The 18,059-nt window shown below is 64.2% G+C and carries 20 protein-coding genes and 1 pseudogene; 9 read left to right on the forward strand and 12 right to left on the reverse strand.

Annotated features, from left to right (window positions below; genetic code table 11):
* Positions 1-267 precede the first annotated feature (267 nt).
* The 7 genes from cimA to cysS form a co-directional block, all read right to left on the reverse strand.
* A complete protein-coding gene (gene cimA / locus FJ417_RS13145; RefSeq protein ID WP_140783745.1) occupies positions 268-1,884 on the reverse strand; it encodes a citramalate synthase in 1,617 nt (538 codons plus the stop codon).
* Between the two features lie 50 nt (positions 1,885-1,934).
* Positions 1,935-2,903 (reverse strand): prolyl aminopeptidase, encoded by a 969-nt coding sequence (gene pip, locus FJ417_RS13150; protein WP_140783746.1) that lies wholly within the window; start codon positions 2,901-2,903, stop codon positions 1,935-1,937.
* Positions 2,900-3,376, reverse strand: a complete 477-nt coding sequence (locus FJ417_RS13155) for a GFA family protein (RefSeq protein WP_140783747.1) — start codon at positions 3,374-3,376, stop codon at positions 2,900-2,902. Before FJ417_RS13155 ends, pip begins: the two co-directional genes overlap by 4 nt.
* Positions 3,376-3,864: a GFA family protein gene (locus tag FJ417_RS13160; protein WP_140783748.1), complete on the reverse strand. Its 489-nt coding sequence runs from the start codon at positions 3,862-3,864 to the stop codon at positions 3,376-3,378. Before FJ417_RS13160 ends, FJ417_RS13155 begins: the two co-directional genes overlap by 1 nt.
* Before the next feature lie 33 nt (positions 3,865-3,897).
* Positions 3,898-4,284 carry a VOC family protein gene (locus FJ417_RS13165; protein ID WP_140783749.1) on the reverse strand — a complete coding sequence of 129 codons (387 nt, stop codon included), beginning with the start codon at positions 4,282-4,284 and terminating at the stop codon, positions 3,898-3,900.
* The gene (locus FJ417_RS13170; protein ID WP_246687448.1) at positions 4,281-4,631 is read right to left on the reverse strand and encodes an endonuclease domain-containing protein; all 351 of its coding nucleotides are present in this window, start codon (positions 4,629-4,631) and stop codon (positions 4,281-4,283) included. The genes FJ417_RS13165 and FJ417_RS13170 overlap by 4 nt, the downstream gene beginning before the upstream one ends.
* A 250-nt stretch (positions 4,632-4,881) precedes the next feature.
* A complete protein-coding gene (gene cysS / locus FJ417_RS13180) occupies positions 4,882-6,324 on the reverse strand; it encodes a cysteine--tRNA ligase (RefSeq protein ID WP_140783751.1) in 1,443 nt (480 codons plus the stop codon).
* 391 nt (positions 6,325-6,715) lie between these two features.
* On the opposite strand from cysS, the gene FJ417_RS13185 reads away from it, so the two are divergent.
* Positions 6,716-6,871 carry a hypothetical protein gene (locus FJ417_RS13185; RefSeq protein WP_140644414.1) on the forward strand — a complete coding sequence of 52 codons (156 nt, stop codon included), beginning with the start codon at positions 6,716-6,718 and terminating at the stop codon, positions 6,869-6,871.
* Between the two features lie 113 nt (positions 6,872-6,984).
* Here the strand turns inward: FJ417_RS13185 and FJ417_RS13190 are convergent, their stop codons facing one another.
* On the reverse strand, positions 6,985-7,746 hold the full coding sequence (locus tag FJ417_RS13190) for an SOS response-associated peptidase (protein WP_140783752.1): 762 nt from the start codon (positions 7,744-7,746) through the stop codon (positions 6,985-6,987).
* A 116-nt stretch (positions 7,747-7,862) separates the two neighbouring features.
* Here FJ417_RS13190 and FJ417_RS13195 point away from each other — a divergent pair, with 116 nt between their 5' ends.
* From FJ417_RS13195 to FJ417_RS13210, 4 genes are all read left to right on the forward strand, one after another.
* Positions 7,863-8,282, forward strand: a complete 420-nt coding sequence (locus tag FJ417_RS13195) for an NUDIX domain-containing protein (protein ID WP_140783753.1) — start codon at positions 7,863-7,865, stop codon at positions 8,280-8,282.
* Between the two features lie 75 nt (positions 8,283-8,357).
* Complete coding sequence (locus FJ417_RS13200) at positions 8,358-8,735, forward strand: TIGR02301 family protein (protein ID WP_140783754.1); 378 nt, start codon at positions 8,358-8,360, stop codon at positions 8,733-8,735.
* 353 nt (positions 8,736-9,088) lie between these two features.
* On the forward strand, positions 9,089-9,346 hold the full coding sequence (locus tag FJ417_RS13205) for a hypothetical protein (RefSeq protein WP_040984202.1): 258 nt from the start codon (positions 9,089-9,091) through the stop codon (positions 9,344-9,346).
* 131 nt (positions 9,347-9,477) lie between these two features.
* The gene (locus FJ417_RS13210) at positions 9,478-10,263 is read left to right on the forward strand and encodes a hypothetical protein (protein WP_140783755.1); all 786 of its coding nucleotides are present in this window, start codon (positions 9,478-9,480) and stop codon (positions 10,261-10,263) included.
* 66 nt (positions 10,264-10,329) lie between these two features.
* Here the strand turns inward: FJ417_RS13210 and FJ417_RS13215 are convergent.
* Both FJ417_RS13215 and FJ417_RS13220 read right to left on the reverse strand, forming a co-directional pair.
* A pseudogene (locus FJ417_RS13215) lies at positions 10,330-10,555 on the reverse strand (hypothetical protein).
* A 52-nt stretch (positions 10,556-10,607) separates the two neighbouring features.
* Entirely contained in the window at positions 10,608-11,939 is a 1,332-nt protein-coding gene (locus tag FJ417_RS13220; protein ID WP_140783756.1) for a dihydroorotase, read from the reverse strand.
* 84 nt (positions 11,940-12,023) lie between these two features.
* Between FJ417_RS13220 and FJ417_RS13225 the strand changes: the two genes are divergently transcribed.
* The 3 genes from FJ417_RS13225 (at position 12,024) to FJ417_RS13235 (ending at position 15,726) form a co-directional block, all read left to right on the forward strand.
* The gene (locus FJ417_RS13225) at positions 12,024-12,887 is read left to right on the forward strand and encodes a folate-binding protein YgfZ (RefSeq protein ID WP_140783757.1); all 864 of its coding nucleotides are present in this window, start codon (positions 12,024-12,026) and stop codon (positions 12,885-12,887) included.
* A complete protein-coding gene (locus FJ417_RS13230) occupies positions 12,887-13,525 on the forward strand; it encodes an HD family hydrolase (RefSeq protein ID WP_140651672.1) in 639 nt (212 codons plus the stop codon). Before FJ417_RS13225 ends, FJ417_RS13230 begins: the two co-directional genes overlap by 1 nt.
* Before the next feature lie 65 nt (positions 13,526-13,590).
* Entirely contained in the window at positions 13,591-15,726 is a 2,136-nt protein-coding gene (locus FJ417_RS13235; protein WP_140783758.1) for an EAL domain-containing protein, read from the forward strand.
* Positions 15,727-15,794: 68 nt separating this feature from the next.
* Here FJ417_RS13235 and FJ417_RS13240 read toward each other — a convergent pair whose 3' ends face one another.
* Positions 15,795-16,685: a fatty acid desaturase family protein gene (locus FJ417_RS13240; protein WP_140783784.1), complete on the reverse strand. Its 891-nt coding sequence runs from the start codon at positions 16,683-16,685 to the stop codon at positions 15,795-15,797.
* A gap of 111 nt (positions 16,686-16,796) precedes the next feature.
* Between FJ417_RS13240 and FJ417_RS13245 the strand changes: the two genes are divergently transcribed.
* Positions 16,797-17,717, forward strand: coding sequence for a LysR substrate-binding domain-containing protein (locus tag FJ417_RS13245; protein WP_140783759.1), 921 nt, complete (start codon positions 16,797-16,799; stop codon positions 17,715-17,717).
* Positions 17,718-17,736: 19 nt separating this feature from the next.
* Here the strand turns inward: FJ417_RS13245 and FJ417_RS13250 are convergent, their stop codons facing one another.
* Positions 17,737-18,009 carry a DUF3303 family protein gene (locus FJ417_RS13250; RefSeq protein WP_140783760.1) on the reverse strand — a complete coding sequence of 91 codons (273 nt, stop codon included), beginning with the start codon at positions 18,007-18,009 and terminating at the stop codon, positions 17,737-17,739.
* Positions 18,010-18,059: the final 50 nt, after the last annotated feature.

Below are 18,059 nucleotides of genomic sequence, written 5' to 3' on the forward strand. Positions count from 1 at the left end.
GACCATCACAAAATTATGATGGATCAACGGACTTTTCGTGATGGTTCAAGGCTTGCGCGCTGCTTCCTCGCGCCGCGCAGTGGGGAGAGGTGGCCTGGCGAAGCCGGGACGGAGAGGGGTTTCCGCAAAGTGTAGAAAATGGGGAATTAGCGACCTTGCTGCGCCCTTTCCTTCTTGGACTCTGGCTTCGCGCAGGTCGCTCCCCCGCTCCGTCCCGGCTGCGCCGGGCCACCTCTCCCCCGCTTTGCGGGGGCGAGGAAAGGAGCCCTATTCCGCCGCCACCAACCCTGCCATCTCGCGGTTCTTCATCAGCTTGTAGACGATCGAATCCATCAACGCCTGGAAGGAGGCGTCGATGATGTTTTCCGACACGCCGACGGTCCACCAGCGGGCACCGGTGGAATCGTGCGATTCGATCAGAACGCGGGTGATCGCCTCGGTGCCGCCGTTGAGGATACGCACCTTGAAGTCCGCGAGCTCGAGATCGGCGATCTCGCTCTGGTATTTGCCGAGGTCCTTGCGCAGCGCGATGTCGAGCGCGTTGACCGGGCCGTGGCCTTCGGCGACCGACATCTTCTCCTCGCCGTCGACCTCGACCTTCACGATCGCCTCGGAGACGGTCTTCAGATTGCCGTTGGCGTCGAAGCGGCGCTCGACCATGCAGCGGAACGAGGTGACGTTGAAGAACTCCGGCAGGCCGTGCAGCATCTTGCGGGCCAACAATTCGAACGAGGCGTCGGCGCCTTCATAGGCATAGCCTTCGGCCTCGCGCTCCTTGACCACGGCGATAAGCGCGTCGAGCCGGTGATCGTCCTTCGGCACGTCGATGCCGCGCCGCTTCAGCTCGGCGAGGAAATTGGCCTTGCCGCCCTGGTCGGAGACCATGACGCGGCGGCGGTTGCCCACGGCTTCCGGCGGGACATGCTCATAGGTCGCCGGCTCCTTGGCCAAAGCCGAGGCATGGATGCCGGCCTTGGTGGCAAATGCCGATGAGCCGACATAGGGTGCCTGGGCTTCCGGCGCGCGGTTGAGCAGTTCGTCGAAGGCGCGGGAGAGCCTGGATATTCCAGCCAGATCTTCCGCCGAAATGCCGGTCTCAAAACGATCGGCGAAGGCGGGCTTCAGCGAAAGCGTCGGGATGATGGAGATGAGATTGGCGTTGCCGCAGCGCTCGCCGATGCCGTTCAGCGTGCCCTGGATCTGGCGTACGCCGGCCTCGACCGCGGCAAGGGAATTCGCCACCGCTTGTCCGGTGTCGTCATGGGCATGGATGCCGAGATGGTCGCCGGGGATGCCGTGCGCGATGACCTTGCCGACGATTTCGCGCACTTCCGAAGGCTGCGTGCCGCCATTGGTGTCGCACAGCACCACCCAGCGCGCGCCGGCTTCATAGGCCGTCCTGGCGCAGGCCAGCGCATAGTCCGGATTGGCCTTGAAGCCGTCGAAGAAATGCTCGCAGTCGACCATCGTCTCCTTGCCGGCCGCGACAGCGGTTTCCACCGAGGTCTTGATCGACTCCAGGTTCTCCTCGTTGGTGCAGCCGAGCGCGACGCGCACGTGATAGTCCCAGCTCTTGGCGACGAAGCAGATGGCGTCGGACCTCGACTGCACCAGCGCCGCCAACCCCGGGTCGTTGGAAGCCGAGATCCCTGCCCGCTTGGTCATGCCGAAGGCGACGAATTTCGCGCGCTCAGTCTGCTTCTTCTGAAAGAAAGCTGTGTCGGTCGGATTGGCGCCCGGATAACCGCCCTCGACATAGTCGATGCCGAACTCGTCGACCATTTTGGCGATGGCGATCTTGTCCTCGACGGAAAAGTCGATGCCCGGCGTCTGCTGGCCATCGCGAAGCGTGGTGTCGAAGAGATAAAGGCGTTGCTTTGTCATGGCTGCGTGGGTGCTTCAGCACCCTCCTCTGGCCTTGCGGCCGGGTAATATCATCTCTTGCCGGCGAACCCATCCGTCGCCCGGATCAGCCGATCCAGAATCCCCGGCTCCGAATAGGCATGGCCGGCGCCTTCGACCAGGTGGAAATCCGCTTTCGGCCAGGCCTTGTGCAGCGCCCAGGCATATTTTGCCGGACACGGCATGTCGTAGCGGCCGTGGACGATGGTGCCGGGGATGTCCTTCAGCTTCCAGGCGTCGCGCAGCAGCTGCCCTTCGTCCAGCCAGCCGGCATGGACGAAATAATGGTTCTCGATGCGGGCGAAGGCCACCGCGTAGTCGTCCTGGCCGAACGGCGTGCTGGTTTCCGGCTCTGGCAGCAGCGTGATCGTCTCGCCTTCCCAGAGGCTCCAGGCAAGGGCTGCCTGAACTTGAGCCTTGCGGTCGGACCCGACCAGCCGCTTGCGATAAGCGGCCATCATGTCGCCGCGCTCGGCCTCAGGGATCGGCGCCAGAAAACGCTCCCATTTGTCGGGAAACATTTCCGAGACGCCGAACTGATAATACCATTCGAGCTCGGCGCGGGTTAGCGTATAGATGCCGCGCACGACCAATTCGCTGACGCGGTCCGGATGCGTCTCGGCGTAGGCGAGCGCCAGCGTCGAGCCCCAGGAGCCGCCGAAGACAAGCCATTTGTCGAAGCCCGCCATTTCGCGCAGGCGCTCGATATCGGCGACGAGATGCCAGGTGGTGTTGGCCTCGAGCGAAGCGTTGGGCGTCGACTTGCCGCAACCGCGCTGGTCGAACAGGATAACGTCGTAGAGCTTCGGGTCGAACAGACGCCGGTGTTTCGGCGAGATGGTGCCGCCGGGGCCGCCATGCAGGAACACGGCGGGCTTGGCGCCCTTGGTGCCGCAGCGTTCCCAATAGATGGTGTGGCCGTCGCCGATATCGAGCATGCCTGACTCGAACGGCTCGATCTCCGGATAGAGCATACGCAACGAACTGCCGTGGACCGTCATAGCTTCAAGCCCTGCTGCGGCCAGTTGGCCGTCTCGTGGTCGGGATGCTGGAAGGAAATGATCTGCTCCTGCCGTCGATAGAAGTCGGGATCGTCGAGGATCGGCGCCTCGAAGATCTTCTCCACCCAGGGCAGACGAACCGCGTAGTTGACCTGGATCTGCGGCGCTAGGTCGGAGCGGTCGTCGAAGGCGCCGATCGCGATCTCCAGCGTGCCGGGCTGGCGATAGGTCAGCGGCGTGCCGCAGCGGGCGCAGAAACCGCGGTCGATGTTGACCGAGGACTGGAAATAGCTCGGCTCCTCATGGGTCCATTCGACGCCGTCCTTCGGCACCGTCACCAGCGCGCCGAAGAAATTGCCGAACTGTTTCTGGCACATGCGGCAATGGCAGATGGAGGGGCGCCCGAGCTTGCCCTTGATGCGGAAGCGCACGGCGCCACACTGGCAGCCTCCGGTTCGAACTTGGTCGGTCATCATCTTTCCTCCGGTGGCCATTGGTCGGTGTCGTGATCGGGATGCTGGTAGGAGACGAGCTCGGCGAGGTAAGGCGCCGAGGCGATATCGGCCATCGTGTGCTCGGACGGCAGCTTGGGGATGCCGTCGACATAGGGAAGTTTTGCCTCCGTCCCCCACTGGATGGTGGGCGCGATGCCGGTCGGGTCATCGAAGGCGGCGATCGCAAGCGCCACGCCGTCGGGGGCCTCGAAGGTCAGCGGCGTGCCGCATTCGGCGCAGAAGCCGCGCCAGGCGGCATTGGACGAGCGGAAGCGTTTGGGCTCGCCGCGCGTCCAGTCGAGCGTGGCGCCACGCACCGAGACCAGCGGCAGATAGAAGTTCCCGCTCGCCTTCTGGCACATGCGGCAATGGCAGACAGAGGCTTCGCCCAGCGCCCCTTCGACGCGGAAACGCACGGCGCCGCACTGGCAGCCGCCGGTGTAGACAGGCCGGTTGTCGAGGCTCATGACACACTCCCGATCATGGGCTGCTTTTGGCGCTCACTCCGGATCATGGCAGACCGCCTCGACATTGTTGCCGTCGGGATCGAAGACGAAGGCGCCGTAATAGTTGGGGTGGTAATGCGGCCGCAGACCCGGTCCGCCATTGTCCTTGCCGCCGGCGGCAAGTGCCGCCGCGTGGAAAGCGTCGACCTCGGCGCGGCTGCGCGCGGTGAAGGCGACATGCTGGGCGGATTTCGGCTTGTCCGTGCTGTCGCTCAGCCAGAACACCGGCCGGTCGCGGCCATAGCCGCCGACCTTGGCGCCGCCGGTAAATTCCTGAGGCACCATGTAGAGCAGCGATGCCCCCAGCGGCGCCATCGCCTTGTCGTAGAAGGTCTTGGATGCGTCGAAATCGGATACGTTGATGCCGAGATGGTCGATCACGGGACGAACTCCTCCGTTGGTGGCGCGGGCGCGACGGCCAGGCCGGCCACGATGACGATGTGCTGGCAGACATTGTCGATATCGCGGATCACGTCGTCGTTCCAGAAGCGCAGGATGGTCCAGCCCAGGGCTTCAAGATTCGCGGTTCGCGCGGCGTCGGAAGCAGATATCTCCGGCGAAGCATGTCGCGATCCGTCCAGCTCGACGATCAGCTTCTTGTTGGGGCAGGCAAAATCAACGATGTAGCCAGCTATCGGCATCTGACGCCTGAACGCCATTCCCATCAGCCTATCAGCACGCACCTCATTCCAAAGCTTCAGCTCGGCATCGGTCATCGCCTTGCGCATCTTGCGCGCATTGCCGCGATTGGCGGGAGATACCCGATGATGGGTCATCGCGAGGCCCCCCTCTCTGTCCTGCCGGACATCTCCCCCTCGAGGGGGGAGATCAGCAGCTTCGCCGACGGCGCCCCGTCTTCAACGTCGGCGATTGGCGAAAGCCCGCGTGACATCCAATCTCCCCCCTCGAGGGGGAGATGTCCGGCAGGACAGAGAGGGGGGCCTCGCTCAAACCTCTCCACTATGAGAGCATCCACCCTCACCGCTTGATCTCCCACGTCGTCACGCGCTCGCCGGTGGCGGGGTCCTTGCCGTCCTTCAACTGCACGCCTTGCGCCAGCAACTCATCACGCAGGCGGTCGGCCTCGGCCCAGTTCTTGGCGGCGATCAGCGCGAGCCGATCGGCTATCGCCTTGGCGATCGCTTCCTCGTCCACCTTGGCCGCGCCGACGTCGAAGCCCAGGAAAGCCAGCGCCGCCTTCAAGGACCCGGCGGCTTTCTCGCCTCCGGCATCGCCCGCCTCGCCGGCGAGTTGCGTGAGCCGCTGGAAGGCGCTGTAGGTGGCGAGGTCGTCCGACAGCGCTTCCACCACCTCGGCCGGCAGGTCCTTCGCGGCCACCGGTGCAAGGTCTGCGGCGCGCTTCCACTTGCGCAACGTGTTTTCCGCCTCCTCCAGCTTGCGCACGGAAAAGTCGATCGGCTCGCGATAGTGCGTCATCAGCATCGCCAGCCTGAGCACCTCGCCAGGCCAGGTGCGGCCGCCGAAAGTGTCCGTCTCTAGGAGCTCGTGGATCGAATAGAAGTTGCCGAGGCTCTTCGACATCTTCTGGCCTTCGACCTGCAGGAAGCCGTTATGCATCCAGACATTGGCCATGACCTGGGTTCCGTGGGCGCAGCGCGACTGGGCGATCTCGTTCTCGTGGTGCGGGAAGATCAGGTCCAGCCCGCCGCCATGGATGTCGAAGACCTCGCCGAGATAGGCGGCGGACATCGCCGAGCATTCGATGTGCCAGCCGGGCCGGCCCCTGCCCCATGGGCTCTCCCAGCCGGGTTCCTCAGGCGAAGACAGCTTCCACAGCACGAAATCGCCGGGGTTCTTCTTGTGCGCGTCGACGGCGATGCGCGCGCCCGCCTGCTGCTCGTCGAGATTGCGCTTCGACAACTCGCCATAGTCGGGCATCGAAGCGGTGTCGAACAGCACCTCGCCGCCGGCGACATAGGCGTGGCCGCGCGCGATCAACTGCGAAATCAGCGACAGCATGTCGGCCTTGCCGTCGGCCCGGGGCGCGACGAATTCGGTCGCTCGCGGCTCGTAGGTCGGCTGCAGGCAGCCAAGTGCGGCGACATCCTTGTGATACTGGTCGGCGGTCTTTTCGGTGACCTTGCGGATCGCATCGTTGAGCGAGAGCTTGCCGGCCGCGATCGCCTCGCCGAAGTCGCGCAGCGCCCTGGCATTTATCTTGTCATCGACATCCGTGATGTTGCGCACATACGTGACATGCGTTTCGCCATAGACTTGGCGCAACAGACGGAAAAGCACGTCGAAGACGATCGCCGGACGCGCATTGCCGATATGGGCAAAGTCGTAGACGGTCGGGCCGCAGACATACATGCGCACGTTCAACGGATCGATCGGGATGAATCGCTCCTTCGTCCGCGTTAGCGTGTTGTAGAGGTTGAGGCCCTTCGATGCGTCAGACATGCGGTCCCGGTCCTTAGTTTGTGTTTGCCGGAACCAACTTCGCGCCGAAGGCACAAATCAGGCTCCAGCCTGCTGGCCGGGGCGTTTTTCCGATCTGGGGAAAGATGAGGCGAAAACGTCCGGACCAGCGCGAGGCTAGCCAATAATGCAAATGCCACAAATGGCGAAAGACGTTTTCATGGGCGGCTTTATCGCGCTGGCAGGTGTTGCCGTCAAGTCGCTCCGCTCAGGAAAGATGTGGCTGAATCACAGGTAAAGACAGGACGAAACATTTTATTAAACATGTCGGCACAGTGATGAAACATTCGCCGGCTAGACCGTCAGATGTCACGATTTGGTCGGAATCGGCCGCCAAACGCTGGACACGAAACCGTTACCAGGGAAGAGAATCATGGCTCGCACCAAGCAGGAACAGAACCGACAAACGCAGCCCGCACTGGCCAGCCACTACCGCGCGATCGGCCCGGCGGCAATCGTCGCGGCCCTCCTCCACACCGCGAAGAAGAAGAAGCCCGCGCAGAAGATCGTTTCGCCGCGCGTTGCCTGAAAGGGCACGACCGGCACGGTCCCCGACAATGGGGACGCCGGCGATGAGGGCGCCAGAGAGCGCCCTGGAGATGAAGGCCTCCGGAAGCAGCCTCGCAAGGCTGATAACCTTCGCTAGAACAAGCTCATCTGGTTTTCGTCCGCGCCAGGCTTCTGGCGCCCGGGTTTTTCGGCCTGCGGCGAAACGATGCCGCGCTCCTGAATCTCCGGCCCGGTGTTGGCGACCTTGTTGACCAGGTCGGAAACCGGAATCGCCTCGAAGAAATCGGGTTCGGCGGGCTTCAGCAGATCGAGCACGTCGCGCGTCTCCTGCGTGCGGCAATCGAGCCAGCGGGCGAAGTCGCGTTCCTCGATCACCACCGGCATGCGGTCGTGGATATGGGCGATGCCGGCATTGGCCTCGATCGTGACGATCGCTCCGGTATCCATCTCCGAGCCGCCGGGCTCGGAAAAAGTTTCGATCAGGCCGGCGAAGGCGACCACGCCGCCGCGTCGCGGGCGGATCCAGTAGGGTTGGCCCTTGCCGCTGCCCGACTGCTGCCACTCGTAGAAACCCGATGCCGGCACAAGAGCGCGGCGGTGACGCATCGCGGTCTTGAACGAAGCCTTTTGCAGCACACCCTCGGAGCGGGCGTTGATGAGCAGCGGAAACGCCTTGGTGTCCTCGACCCAGCTAGGAATCAGGCCCCAGCGCACCAGCATCGCCTGGCGGTCCGGCAGGTTCGAGCCCGGCTCCCGCTGCGGCCCGGCAAGCGCCATCAGCACCGGCTGAGTCGGCGCGATGTTGTAGCGCGCCGGAAATTCCTCCAGCTCGGCCAGGCCGAGGAAGGCGGCGGTCTGGTCCGGCGTGGCGGTCAGGGCAAAGCGTCCGCACATGGATCTGGCTCTTCGATTGACGTGCAATGAAAGTGGCGATGGAACCGCCACGCCGCAACGGCTAAAGCTTGTTTCGCCCAATCGGTCCACAAAAGGCTGCGGAGAGATCGACACGCATGGAACAGCGCAAGCTCTTACCGGCCGTTTCCGTCGCCGTCGTGCGCGGCGAGACGGTGCTTCTGGTCAAGCGCGCGCGGGCGCCATCGCAGGGGCTCTACGCCTATCCCGGCGGCAAGGTCGAAGCGGGCGAGACGCTGGCCCAAGCCGCGGCGCGCGAGTTGCAGGAAGAGACCGGGCTCGAAGCGACAGGTTACCGGCCGCTGCGCGACATCCATATCGACGGCAGCAGTGAAAACCACGCGGTCGACTATCTGCTGACGGTGTTCGGCGCGGCCTATGCCGGCGGCGAGCCCGTGGCCAGCGACGATGCCGAGACGGCGGCGTTCTACACGCTGGCGCAAATGACGCAGATGCCGCTGGCGGGCGACGTGTTCTCGGTCGCCGAGGAATTGCTCCGGCCCGCCGCAGGCGCGTAGACGCCGAAAAAAATCGCCTTGCGGGCGACAAAATGTTTCGCCACAAAGCTTTAACTCCCTCACGCCAAGGCTTTGATGACCCGCGCTTCTGCTCTTCTTGCCGCGTGCCTCGCTGTCAGCATGGCCGTCGCGGCATCCCCGGCCCCCGCCGCCGAAGCGCCGTTCGAGCCCGGCCTGATGCGGCTGGCGGAAGTGCTCGGATCGCTGCATTTCCTGCGCAACCTGTGCGGCGAGAGGGGCGACCAGTGGCGGGCCGAGATGGAAAAGCTGCTCGAATCGGAAAATCCCGATCCCGACCGGCGCGCCCGCTTCATCGCATCGTTCAACCGCGGCTACCGCTCCTTCAGCGGTACCTACACCCAATGCACGCCGTCGGCGACCGAGGCCATCGCCCGCTACATGAAGGAAGGCGAGACGCTGTCGCGCGACATCGCTTCCCGCTACGGGAATTGAGGCCGGCTCGGCCGCTGCGCGTTTTGCGCAGATTTTTTGCGGGCAATTGGCGCCAATGTGACGTGCCTTATTGTGTCCTGTCCCGCTCTGGTGCAATCATGTGTTGCACTTGCGCAACAGCGTTAATGAAACGTTAGCGCGCGATTGTGGAATTAACTCAAACTGAAGGTTTTGATGCCCCAAGCCGGTCTAATCGGCTAAGCTCGGCATCGATTGATGCGCAGTCCCGATCGGAATGTAGATTGCGACCGTAAAAATGTCGTATTTACAAAGACTTAAATGAGGCTGCGGACGAACTGACAGACCAAGCCTGATCCCTCGTCGGATCGATGCTTGCAGAAGTGGACATCGCAATGGAACATGGCGTCAGCGACATCGACGCGTTGGTCAGGGAAGAAAAGCGGCTGACCGCCGTGGAGAGTCACAGCGAAGCGTGGGCCGAAGGCCTATCGGCCGGCATCGAGCCGGAAATCATCGCCGAGGCAGCGCTGGAGACCGCTTTCGGCGAGATGTTGCGCGCCAATGGCGAGACCTCTGCGCTCGCGCTCCTCGACCGCATGCGGGAAAAGGTGATCGCCGGCGCCTTCGAGCCCGAACGGCTGAAGCATTAGCCACCTGTTTTGACAGCGACTTTTTGACCACGAGTTTTGACGGCGACACGCCATTTGGGCATCATGTCCATGCGCCTGGACGCTCGGAGCGCCGGCCGGGGCCGAACCCGGGAACCATGGAGAGGCAAGCGGTGAGATTTTCGATGTCAGGCCGGCCGCGCGGGCTGGCCCTCAGCATCCTGATCGCCGCTTCCTGCCTGACGCTGCCCCTGTGCCTCACGAGCACGCCTTCCTACGCGCTGAGCGAAATCCAGCGCGAGGACCTGCCTTCGCCGGGCACCCCGCCCGCAACTGGCGACAGCGCCGCGCCCGGCACCACCGTGCCGATGCCGGAGGCGCCCGGCACCAAGCCCTCGGACCAACCTGCCGACGATACGGACAAGTCGGAGCCGGAGACGCCGCCCGCCAATGGCGGCATCACCAGCCCGCGCGCCGATCCGGACGCTCCGCCGCCTGCGGTCGTCTACGACCTCAACACGCTTCCCGAACCGGTCAAGCGCATGCATGGGCTGATCATCGAAGCCTGCCGGACCGGTGACATCGAGAAGCTGAGATCGCTGATCGGCAAGGGCGATTCCATGACGCAATTGTCGCTTGGCGACATCGACGGCGACCCGATCACCTTCCTGAAGAGCCTCTCGGGCGACGGCGACGGCCAGGAAATCCTCGCCATCCTGGAAGAGGTGCTTTCGGCCGGCTATGTCCATGTCGACACCGGCACGCCGCAGGAACTCTATGTCTGGCCGTATTTCTTCGCGCTGCCGCTCGACAAGCTCGATCCCAGGCAGCGTGTCGAGTTGTTCAAGCTGGTCACGGCCAGCGATTATGACGATATGAAGCAGTTCGGCGCCTACATCTTCTACCGCGTCGGCATCACGCCGACCGGACAGTGGCTGTTCTTCGTCGCCGGGGATTGAGACGCAACAGGTACGGCAATGTTGGCGGGACAGCGCAACGACAGCGGCTGGGATTGTCGCTACGGCTCAGGCCGTGGTCAGAAGGATACCGTGGCCAAATTCGTCGGCCAATTTCATGATAAGCAGCTGCTCACGCGCCGTAAGGTGCTTTTGGTCGACAAAGCGCCAGTTGCGTTCGTAAAGCGCAAAGGCCTCTTTAGCGGGGATAGGGGCACGCGACATCGCGGTTCCAGGCGAGCGCCTGGAGTTCAGGAAACTCCGCAGGAATGATCGGCGCAATATTCGCGGTCATGGTGCATCCAAGATAATGCAGAGCGCTTAATAAATCCAATTCTTGGCAAGGGCTAGGCCGGCAGCGCCTCGGAAAACTCCACCGCCCTGCCCTGGCCGGGCGTGACGATCTCGCCTTCCCACATGACGCGCCTGCCGCGCACGACCGTGCCGACCGGCCAGCCGGTGACCTGCCTGCCGTCATAGGGCGTCCAGCCGGCCTTGGAGCCGGCCTGGGCGTTGGTGATGGTCTCGCGGCGCTTCAGGTCGACGACCGTGAAATCGGCATCGTAGCCGGCGGCGATGCGGCCTTTCCTGGCCATGCCGAATATGCGCTGCGGGCCATGGCTGGACAGATCGACAAAGCGCTGCAAAGTGAGCCGGCCGGCGTTGACGTGGTCGAGCATGATCGGCACCAGGGTCTGCACGCCGGTCATGCCCGACGGCGAGGCCGGATAGGGCTTCGCCTTTTCTGCCAGCGTGTGCGGCGCGTGGTCGGAGCCCAGCACATCGACGATGCCTTGCGAAATGCCATGCCAGACGCCGTCGCGGTGGCGAGCGGCGCGCACCGGCGGGTTCATCTGGATCAGCGTACCCAGCCGCGCATAGTCGTCGGCGCTCAGCGTCAGATGGTGGGGCGTCGCCTCGCAGGTCGCGACATCCTTGTGCTGTTCGAGGAAGACGATCTCCTCGGCTGTCGAGATGTGCAGCACATGGATGCGCGCGCGCGTCTGCCTGGCGATGCGCACCAGCCGCTCGGTGCAGCGCAGCGCCGCGATCTCGTCGCGCCAGACCGGATGCGACGACGGATCGCCCTCGATGCGTTCGCCGAGCCGCTCGCGCAGGCGGAATTCGTCCTCGGAATGGAAGGCGGAGCGGCGGCGGGTGTTGCGCAGGATCGAGGCGACGCCTTCGTCGTCCTCGACCAGCAGGTCGCCGGTGGACGAACCCATGAACACTTTTATGCCGGCCGCTCCCGGCAGCCGTTCCAGTTCGCCGACATCACCGGCATTGTCGCGCGTGCCGCCGACCCAGAAGGCGAAGTCGCAATGCATGCGCCCGGTGGCGCGGCGCACCTTGTCGGCAAGTGCTGCCTCGCTGGTGGTCAGCGGATTGGTGTTGGGCATTTCGAAGACGGCGGTGACGCCGCCCAGCACCGCGGCGCGGGAGCCGGTCTCCAGATCCTCCTTGTGCTCCAGCCCCGGTTCGCGGAAATGCACCTGGCTGTCGACGACGCCCGGCAGGATGTGCAGGCCCGTGCAGTCGATGGTTTCGCCGGCAGAAGCCTGGCCGAGATCGCCTATCCGCGCGATGCGTCCGGCCTTCACGCCGATGTCGCGCCGGCCCTCGCCGTCATGGTTGACCACCGTGCCGCCTGTCAGGATGAGGTCGAAGGTGGTTGCCATGGCAGGTCCAATCTCTTGCGGGGGGAGTGTGGCCGGCTTACGTAATGGCCGGACGTTTTGCAAGATCAGGCCGATTTTACGCCCATGCCCTTTGCCCAGCTCAAAAACCGCGCGCTCATTTCCGTGTCAGGCCCCGATGCCGAGCATTTTTTGCAGAACATTCTCACCACCGACCTCGACGCGCTTCGGCCCGGGGAAGCCAAACCCGGCGCGTTGCTTTCGCCGCAGGGCAAGATCCTGTTCGATTTCCTCATCTCCCGCGCCGGTGACAATGGTTTTCGCCTCGAATGCCGGGCCGATATCGCCGACGATTTCGTGCGCCGGCTGATGCTTTACCGGCTAAGGGCGAAGGCCGATATTGCCAAACAGGATCAGGCGCTTGTCACGGTCGCGTGGGGCGATGATTCAACCGCCTCACCTTCCGATTCAATGGCGCTTGCCGACACGCGCTTCCGCGATGTGTCGGTGAGGCGCGCTTACGGAGGCGAGGCAAAGGACGGCGGCGACTCAAATGCCTGGCTGGTGCTGCGCATCGGCAACGGCATCGCGGAGAGCGGTTCCGACTACCAGCTCGGCGATGCCTTTCCGCATGACGTGCTGCTCGACGAAACTGGCGGCGTGGGCTTCAAGAAGGGCTGCTATATCGGCCAGGAAGTGGTCTCGCGCATGCAGCATCGCGGCACCGCGCGGCGCCGTGTGCTGATCGCGTCGGCCGATGGTCCCCTGCCCGCTGCCGGGACCGAGCTCACGGTCGCCGGGCGGCCGGTGGGCACGCTCGGGTCTGTCGACGGCCGGACCGGTCTTGCCGTTGCCCGCATCGACCGTGTCAAGGCGGCGGTCGACGCCGGCGAGGCGATCATGGCGGATGAGGTTCCGGTAAAGCTCGCCATTCCCGCCTGGGCGAAATTCACCTTCCCTGAAGGTGCGGTCAGCGCGGAGGAGGCCTGATGGCGGCCGACCGGGCCGGCGCGCCGCCGCGCGCCTGGCAACGCATGCTGTCCGGCCGGCGGCTCGACCTGCTCGATCCCTCGCCGCTCGACATCGAGATCGCCGACATCGCGCACGGCCTTGCCCGGGTCGCCCGCTGGAACGGCCAGACCAGCGGCGACCATGCCTTCTCGGTGGCGCAGCATTCGCTGCTGGTCGAGGCGCTGTATGGCGAGTTGGCGCCGGAGGCGACGGCCGAAGCACGGCTTGCGGCGCTGCTTCATGACGCGCCCGAATACGTCATCGGCGACATGATCTCACCGTTCAAATCGGTGATGGGCGGTTCCTACAAGGATTGCGAGCTGCGCCTGCAGCGCGCCATCCATCTGCGTTTCTCGCTGCCGGCGGAGCTCGCCGCCTCCTTGCGCAACGACATCAAACGCGCCGACCAGATCGCCGCCTATTACGAAGCGACGCTGCTGGCCGGCTTTTCGACCGCTGAGGCGACCGAGTATTTCGGGCGGCCGCGCGGCTTCTCCGCCGACCGCTTCGACTTCACGCCAAAATCCGTGACCTGGGCGCAAACGGCTTTTCTCAAGCGTTTCAAGACGCTGGAAGCCAAGCGCCAGTCTTCGCTTGCCGTGAATACAACCCCATAAAAGAACGCTAAATTAACCCGCGACCGCGACAGTATTGCGTTCGGTCACGGTCCGAAGGCGTGCTCATGCCCGGCGCACATGTCAAGACTGCTTCCACCGCCGGCAAGCGAAGAACGGCCGCCATTGGTCCGGCGCGGCGGATCGCGGAAGAATTGCGGGCTCAGAACGAGCGCTTCGCGGCGGCTGTCGAGAACATGTCGCATGGCCTGTGCATGTTCGACGCCGATGAGCGGATGATCATCTGCAACCACAACTATCTCGACATCTTCAGCCTGGACGCCAAGGTGGTGAAGCCCGGCATTCCTTTCTTCGACATACTGCAGCACAGCGTCGACATCGGCATCGCCTCGCAGAGCGCGAACGAGCTTTATGCCATCCGCAAGCCTTACATCGACGGCGCCAAGGCCTCGACCTATGAGGAAGTCTTGTCGGACGGGCGCATCGTCGTCATTTCGCACCGGCCGATCGCCGTCGGCGGCTGGGTGTCGATCTACGAGGATGTGACCGAGGAGCGGCGCGCCGAGGCGGAGTTGAAGGAGCAGCACCGCCGCTTCGACGCGGCGCTTGCCAACATGTCGCAAGGCCTGCTGATGTACAGCGCCAAGGGCCGGCTCATCGTGCGCAACCAGCGCTTTCTGGACCTGTGCAACGCCAAGGCGTCGGATTTCGCGCTCGGCATGACGCATCGCCAGATGCTGGACAAGCTCATTCGACTCGGCATCTTCGCGCCGCTGGAAATCGACGTCGAGGTCGACAAGACGAAGGCCAGCCTGGATGCCGGCCAGTCGCGCTCGAGCTATCGCGAACTGGTCGACGGCCGAACGCTCTTCGTCTTGCGGCGGCCGCTGGCCGGCGGCGGCTGGGTGGCGACTTTCGAGGACGTCACCGAGCGCCGGCGCACCGAAGAGCGCATGACGCATCTTGCGCATCACGACACGCTGACCAACCTGCCCAACCGCTCGATGTTTCGCGATCGGCTGGACCAGGCGCTTGGCGAGGCCAAGCCGCTGGCGATCCTCTCGCTCGACCTCGATCGCTTCAAGGCCGTCAACGACACGTTCGGCCACCCGGCCGGAGACTGGCTGCTGCAATGCGTCGCCAAGCGGCTGCAGCATTCGGTGCGCAGCAGCAAGGACGTGGTGGCGCGCTTCGGCGGCGACGAGTTCGCCATCATCCAGTTCGGCATCAGGAGCGTCGCCGACGCCGAAAAGCTCGCCAAGCGCATCGTCGAGATCGTCGGCAAGCCTTATCGCGACAAGGGGCGCGAAATGCATGTGGGCGTGAGCCTCGGCATCGCGCTCTATCCCGGCGACGGGCACGACGCCGACACACTGCTCACCAATGCCGACATGGCGCTCTACCGGGGCAAGAGCGAAGGACGCAATGTCTATCGCTTCTTCGAGCCGGGCATGGATGCGCTTATGCGCGAGCGCCGAGCGCTCGAGGCCGATCTCGAGGCGGCGCTCTCCAGGCGCGAATTCGAACTCGATTTCCAGCCGATCCTCGACATCGGCTCCGGCAGGATTGTCGGCGCGGAAGCCCTGATGCGCTGGCGCTCGCCGTCGCGCGGCCTGGTGTCGCCGGAGAACTTCATCCCCGTCGCCGAGGAAACCGGATTGATCGTGCAACTCGGCGACTGGGCGCTGCGCAAGGCCTGCAACGTGGCGGCGAACTGGCCGCCGGACATGCGCATGGCCGTCAACGTCTCGGCCGCGCAGATCAAGAGCGGCGGCTTCGCCCGCAGCGTGATCGCGGCGCTTGCCTTCTCCGGCCTGCCGGCCAACCGACTGGAGCTCGAAATCACCGAAACGGTGATGATGGACGAGAGCGACGCCGTGCTGAAGACGCTAAGCCAGTTGCGCGGTCTCGGCGTGCGCATCGCGCTCGACGATTTCGGCACCGGCTATTCCTCGCTCGGCTACCTCCGGCGTTTCCCCGTCGACAAGATCAAGATCGACCGCTCCTTCACCAGCGATCTCGACAAGCGCGACACGGCGGCTATCGTGCGCACGGTGATCGGGCTCGGCGCCGAGCTCGGCATCACCGTCACCGCCGAAGGTGTGGAGACCGAGGCGCAGCTGGACATGCTTCGCAAGGCCGGCTGCGGCGAGGCGCAAGGCTATCTGATCGGCGTGCCGGCCAAGGCCGCCGAGGTGAACCGGCTGCTGCGTGCGCAGGCGCTGCTGCGCCAATCGGGCTGATTTCTGCCGTTTCTTCGACGCGAGCTCAGATCCGGGTCGGGCCGGCATCACCTGAACATCAACGCTCGCTAGCGTAGCGTCTCGATGTACTTCTCATGAAAGCTGACATAGCCGGGCTCGACCACCTTGAGGTGCCGCTCGATCAGCCGGTGGAATTGCGGCAACTGGTGGAACGGCACGCCGGGATAGGCGTGGTGCTCGGCATGGTAAGGCATGTTCCAGGCGAGCTTGCGCACGAACCAGTTGGTCAGCGTCGTACGGGTGTTTTCCAGCATGTTGGCGACGAAGGGACAGCGGCCGTGCTCGGCCAGCAGATAGAGCCTGAGGAACGGCTGGCCGAGCAGCGCCGGCACGATCCAGACATAAAGCAGCACCGATGCCTTGAACCAGACCGCAAGCGCCAGCAGGACGACATAGAAGGCGATCATCGCCCGCGCCTCGGCCTTCACCTTCGGCAAGCCCTTTGGCGGCACGTAGCTGTCGCGGCAGCGTCCCATTGCATTGGTGTAGAGCGTCTTGCAATGGCCCCACCATACCGGAAGGCCGGAGACGTGAACGATGTATTGCCGCATCGTCTCGGGCTTCGGAAGGGCCAGTTCCGGATCGTTCTCGGGGTCCTGGGTGAAGCGGTGATGGGCGAAATGGAAATAGCGGAACCAGTCGGCCGGCAGCGCGATCGCCAGGCTGCAGAAGCGCGCGACCATATCATTCAGCCACTGTGTTTCGAACGCCGTCCTGTGCACCGTTTCATGCAGCAGCGTGAACAGGAACACGACCAGGACGCCCTGCGGCAGCATCAGGACCGGCCAGAACGGCACCTTGGCCGCGATCAGCGCGCCGAGGAGGATGATCGCGCCGAGATGGAGCGCGAACTGGGCAAGGCCCGGCCCATCCGATTTTCCGGTCAGCCGGCTGCGCTCCTCATTCGTCAGCGAGGCTATCACGGAGCGATGGTCGATGGCTGCGTCGTAGTCGATTGCGTTCATGAGGCCACGATACCCAGAAATAAACCTTTCGAAAAACGAGGATTTCTGCGAAATAGATAAGGTAGACTTATCTTTTGGATTGCCATGGTCGCTCTTCCCTCCTTGCGCGGACTTCAGGCCTTCGAAGCGGCGGCGCGCACAGGCAGCTTCGCGGCCGCGGCGGAGGAACTGTCGATTTCGGCGGCGGCCGTCAGCCAGCTTATCCGCACCGTCGAGGAGCAGATGGGACGAAAGCTGTTCCATCGGGTCAACCGGCGCGCGGTGCTGACCGAGGCCGGGGTGGAGATGCTGCCGCGGCTCAGCATGGCCTTCCGGGAAATCGGCAGTGTCGCACGCGACGTCGGCGGCGATGCGTTCCGGCCGAGGCTCGTCGTTTCGGTGCCGCCCTCCATGGCGATGGGCTGGCTTTCCGAGCGCATCGCCGGCTTTGTCGCATCGCATGGCGCCGCCGACATATCGCTGAGAGGCGACGACGATCCGGTGCCGTTCGATCATGAACTGATCGACATCCGTCTCTCCTACGGTCCGCATTATCGCGAGCATCCGACCGAGGAGATCGTCAGGGATGCTGTCTATCCCGTCTGCGCGCCGATGCTGGCCGGCGCCACCGGATCCGACGGCCTTGCCGGCCTGCCGCTCATTCACACCGACTGGGGACCGACGGGGGCATCTTTTCCATCCTGGCGCAACTGGTTCGACGCGGCGGGAAGCGAGTCCCGCGCGACACAGCGCGGGCTTTCGGCCAACTCGTCGCGGGCAGCGCTCGATCTCGCCATTTCAGGACTGGGCGTGGCGCTGGCGCAAGGCATCTATTGCGCCCAGGCGCTGGAGGATGGCAAGCTGGTGCGGGCCGCCGCACAATCCCTGGAACTGCGCCAGCCCTATTGCCTGACGATCCCCGAACGCAGCGCGAGGCGCGATGCCGTGACGGCGTTCCGCGAATGGCTGATCAATGAGTGCCGGCGCGCGGTCAGATCGCCGGCGCTGGTCACGCCGTCAATCTGACGGCCCGCGAAACATGCGTTCACAGATGCCCGGCCAATGCCGCTACCATATCCTTGCTGTTGGCCACCGGAACGATCTCGAATTCGACCAAATCCGCCCATTCGATGACCCAGCGCTGCAGCACCATCGCATCGTCGGCTTCCACCAGCATGAAGCAGCGGCTCATGTCGCCCGCGATCCAGCTGTGATGCACGACGAGCTCGTCGGGCTTCAGCCGGCCTTTGTCGCGGAAGCGGCGGTAGATCTCCTTGCGGTCCGAGCCGTGGAAATCCTCGATCACGAAAAACAGCATTTTGTTCCCTCAAATCAGGCGGTTGGTTCTCCGGCCGCTATTTGTCCGGC

The sequence above is a fragment of the Mesorhizobium sp. B3-1-7 genome (assembly GCF_006439385.1).
Taxonomy (GTDB): domain Bacteria; phylum Pseudomonadota; class Alphaproteobacteria; order Rhizobiales; family Rhizobiaceae; genus Mesorhizobium.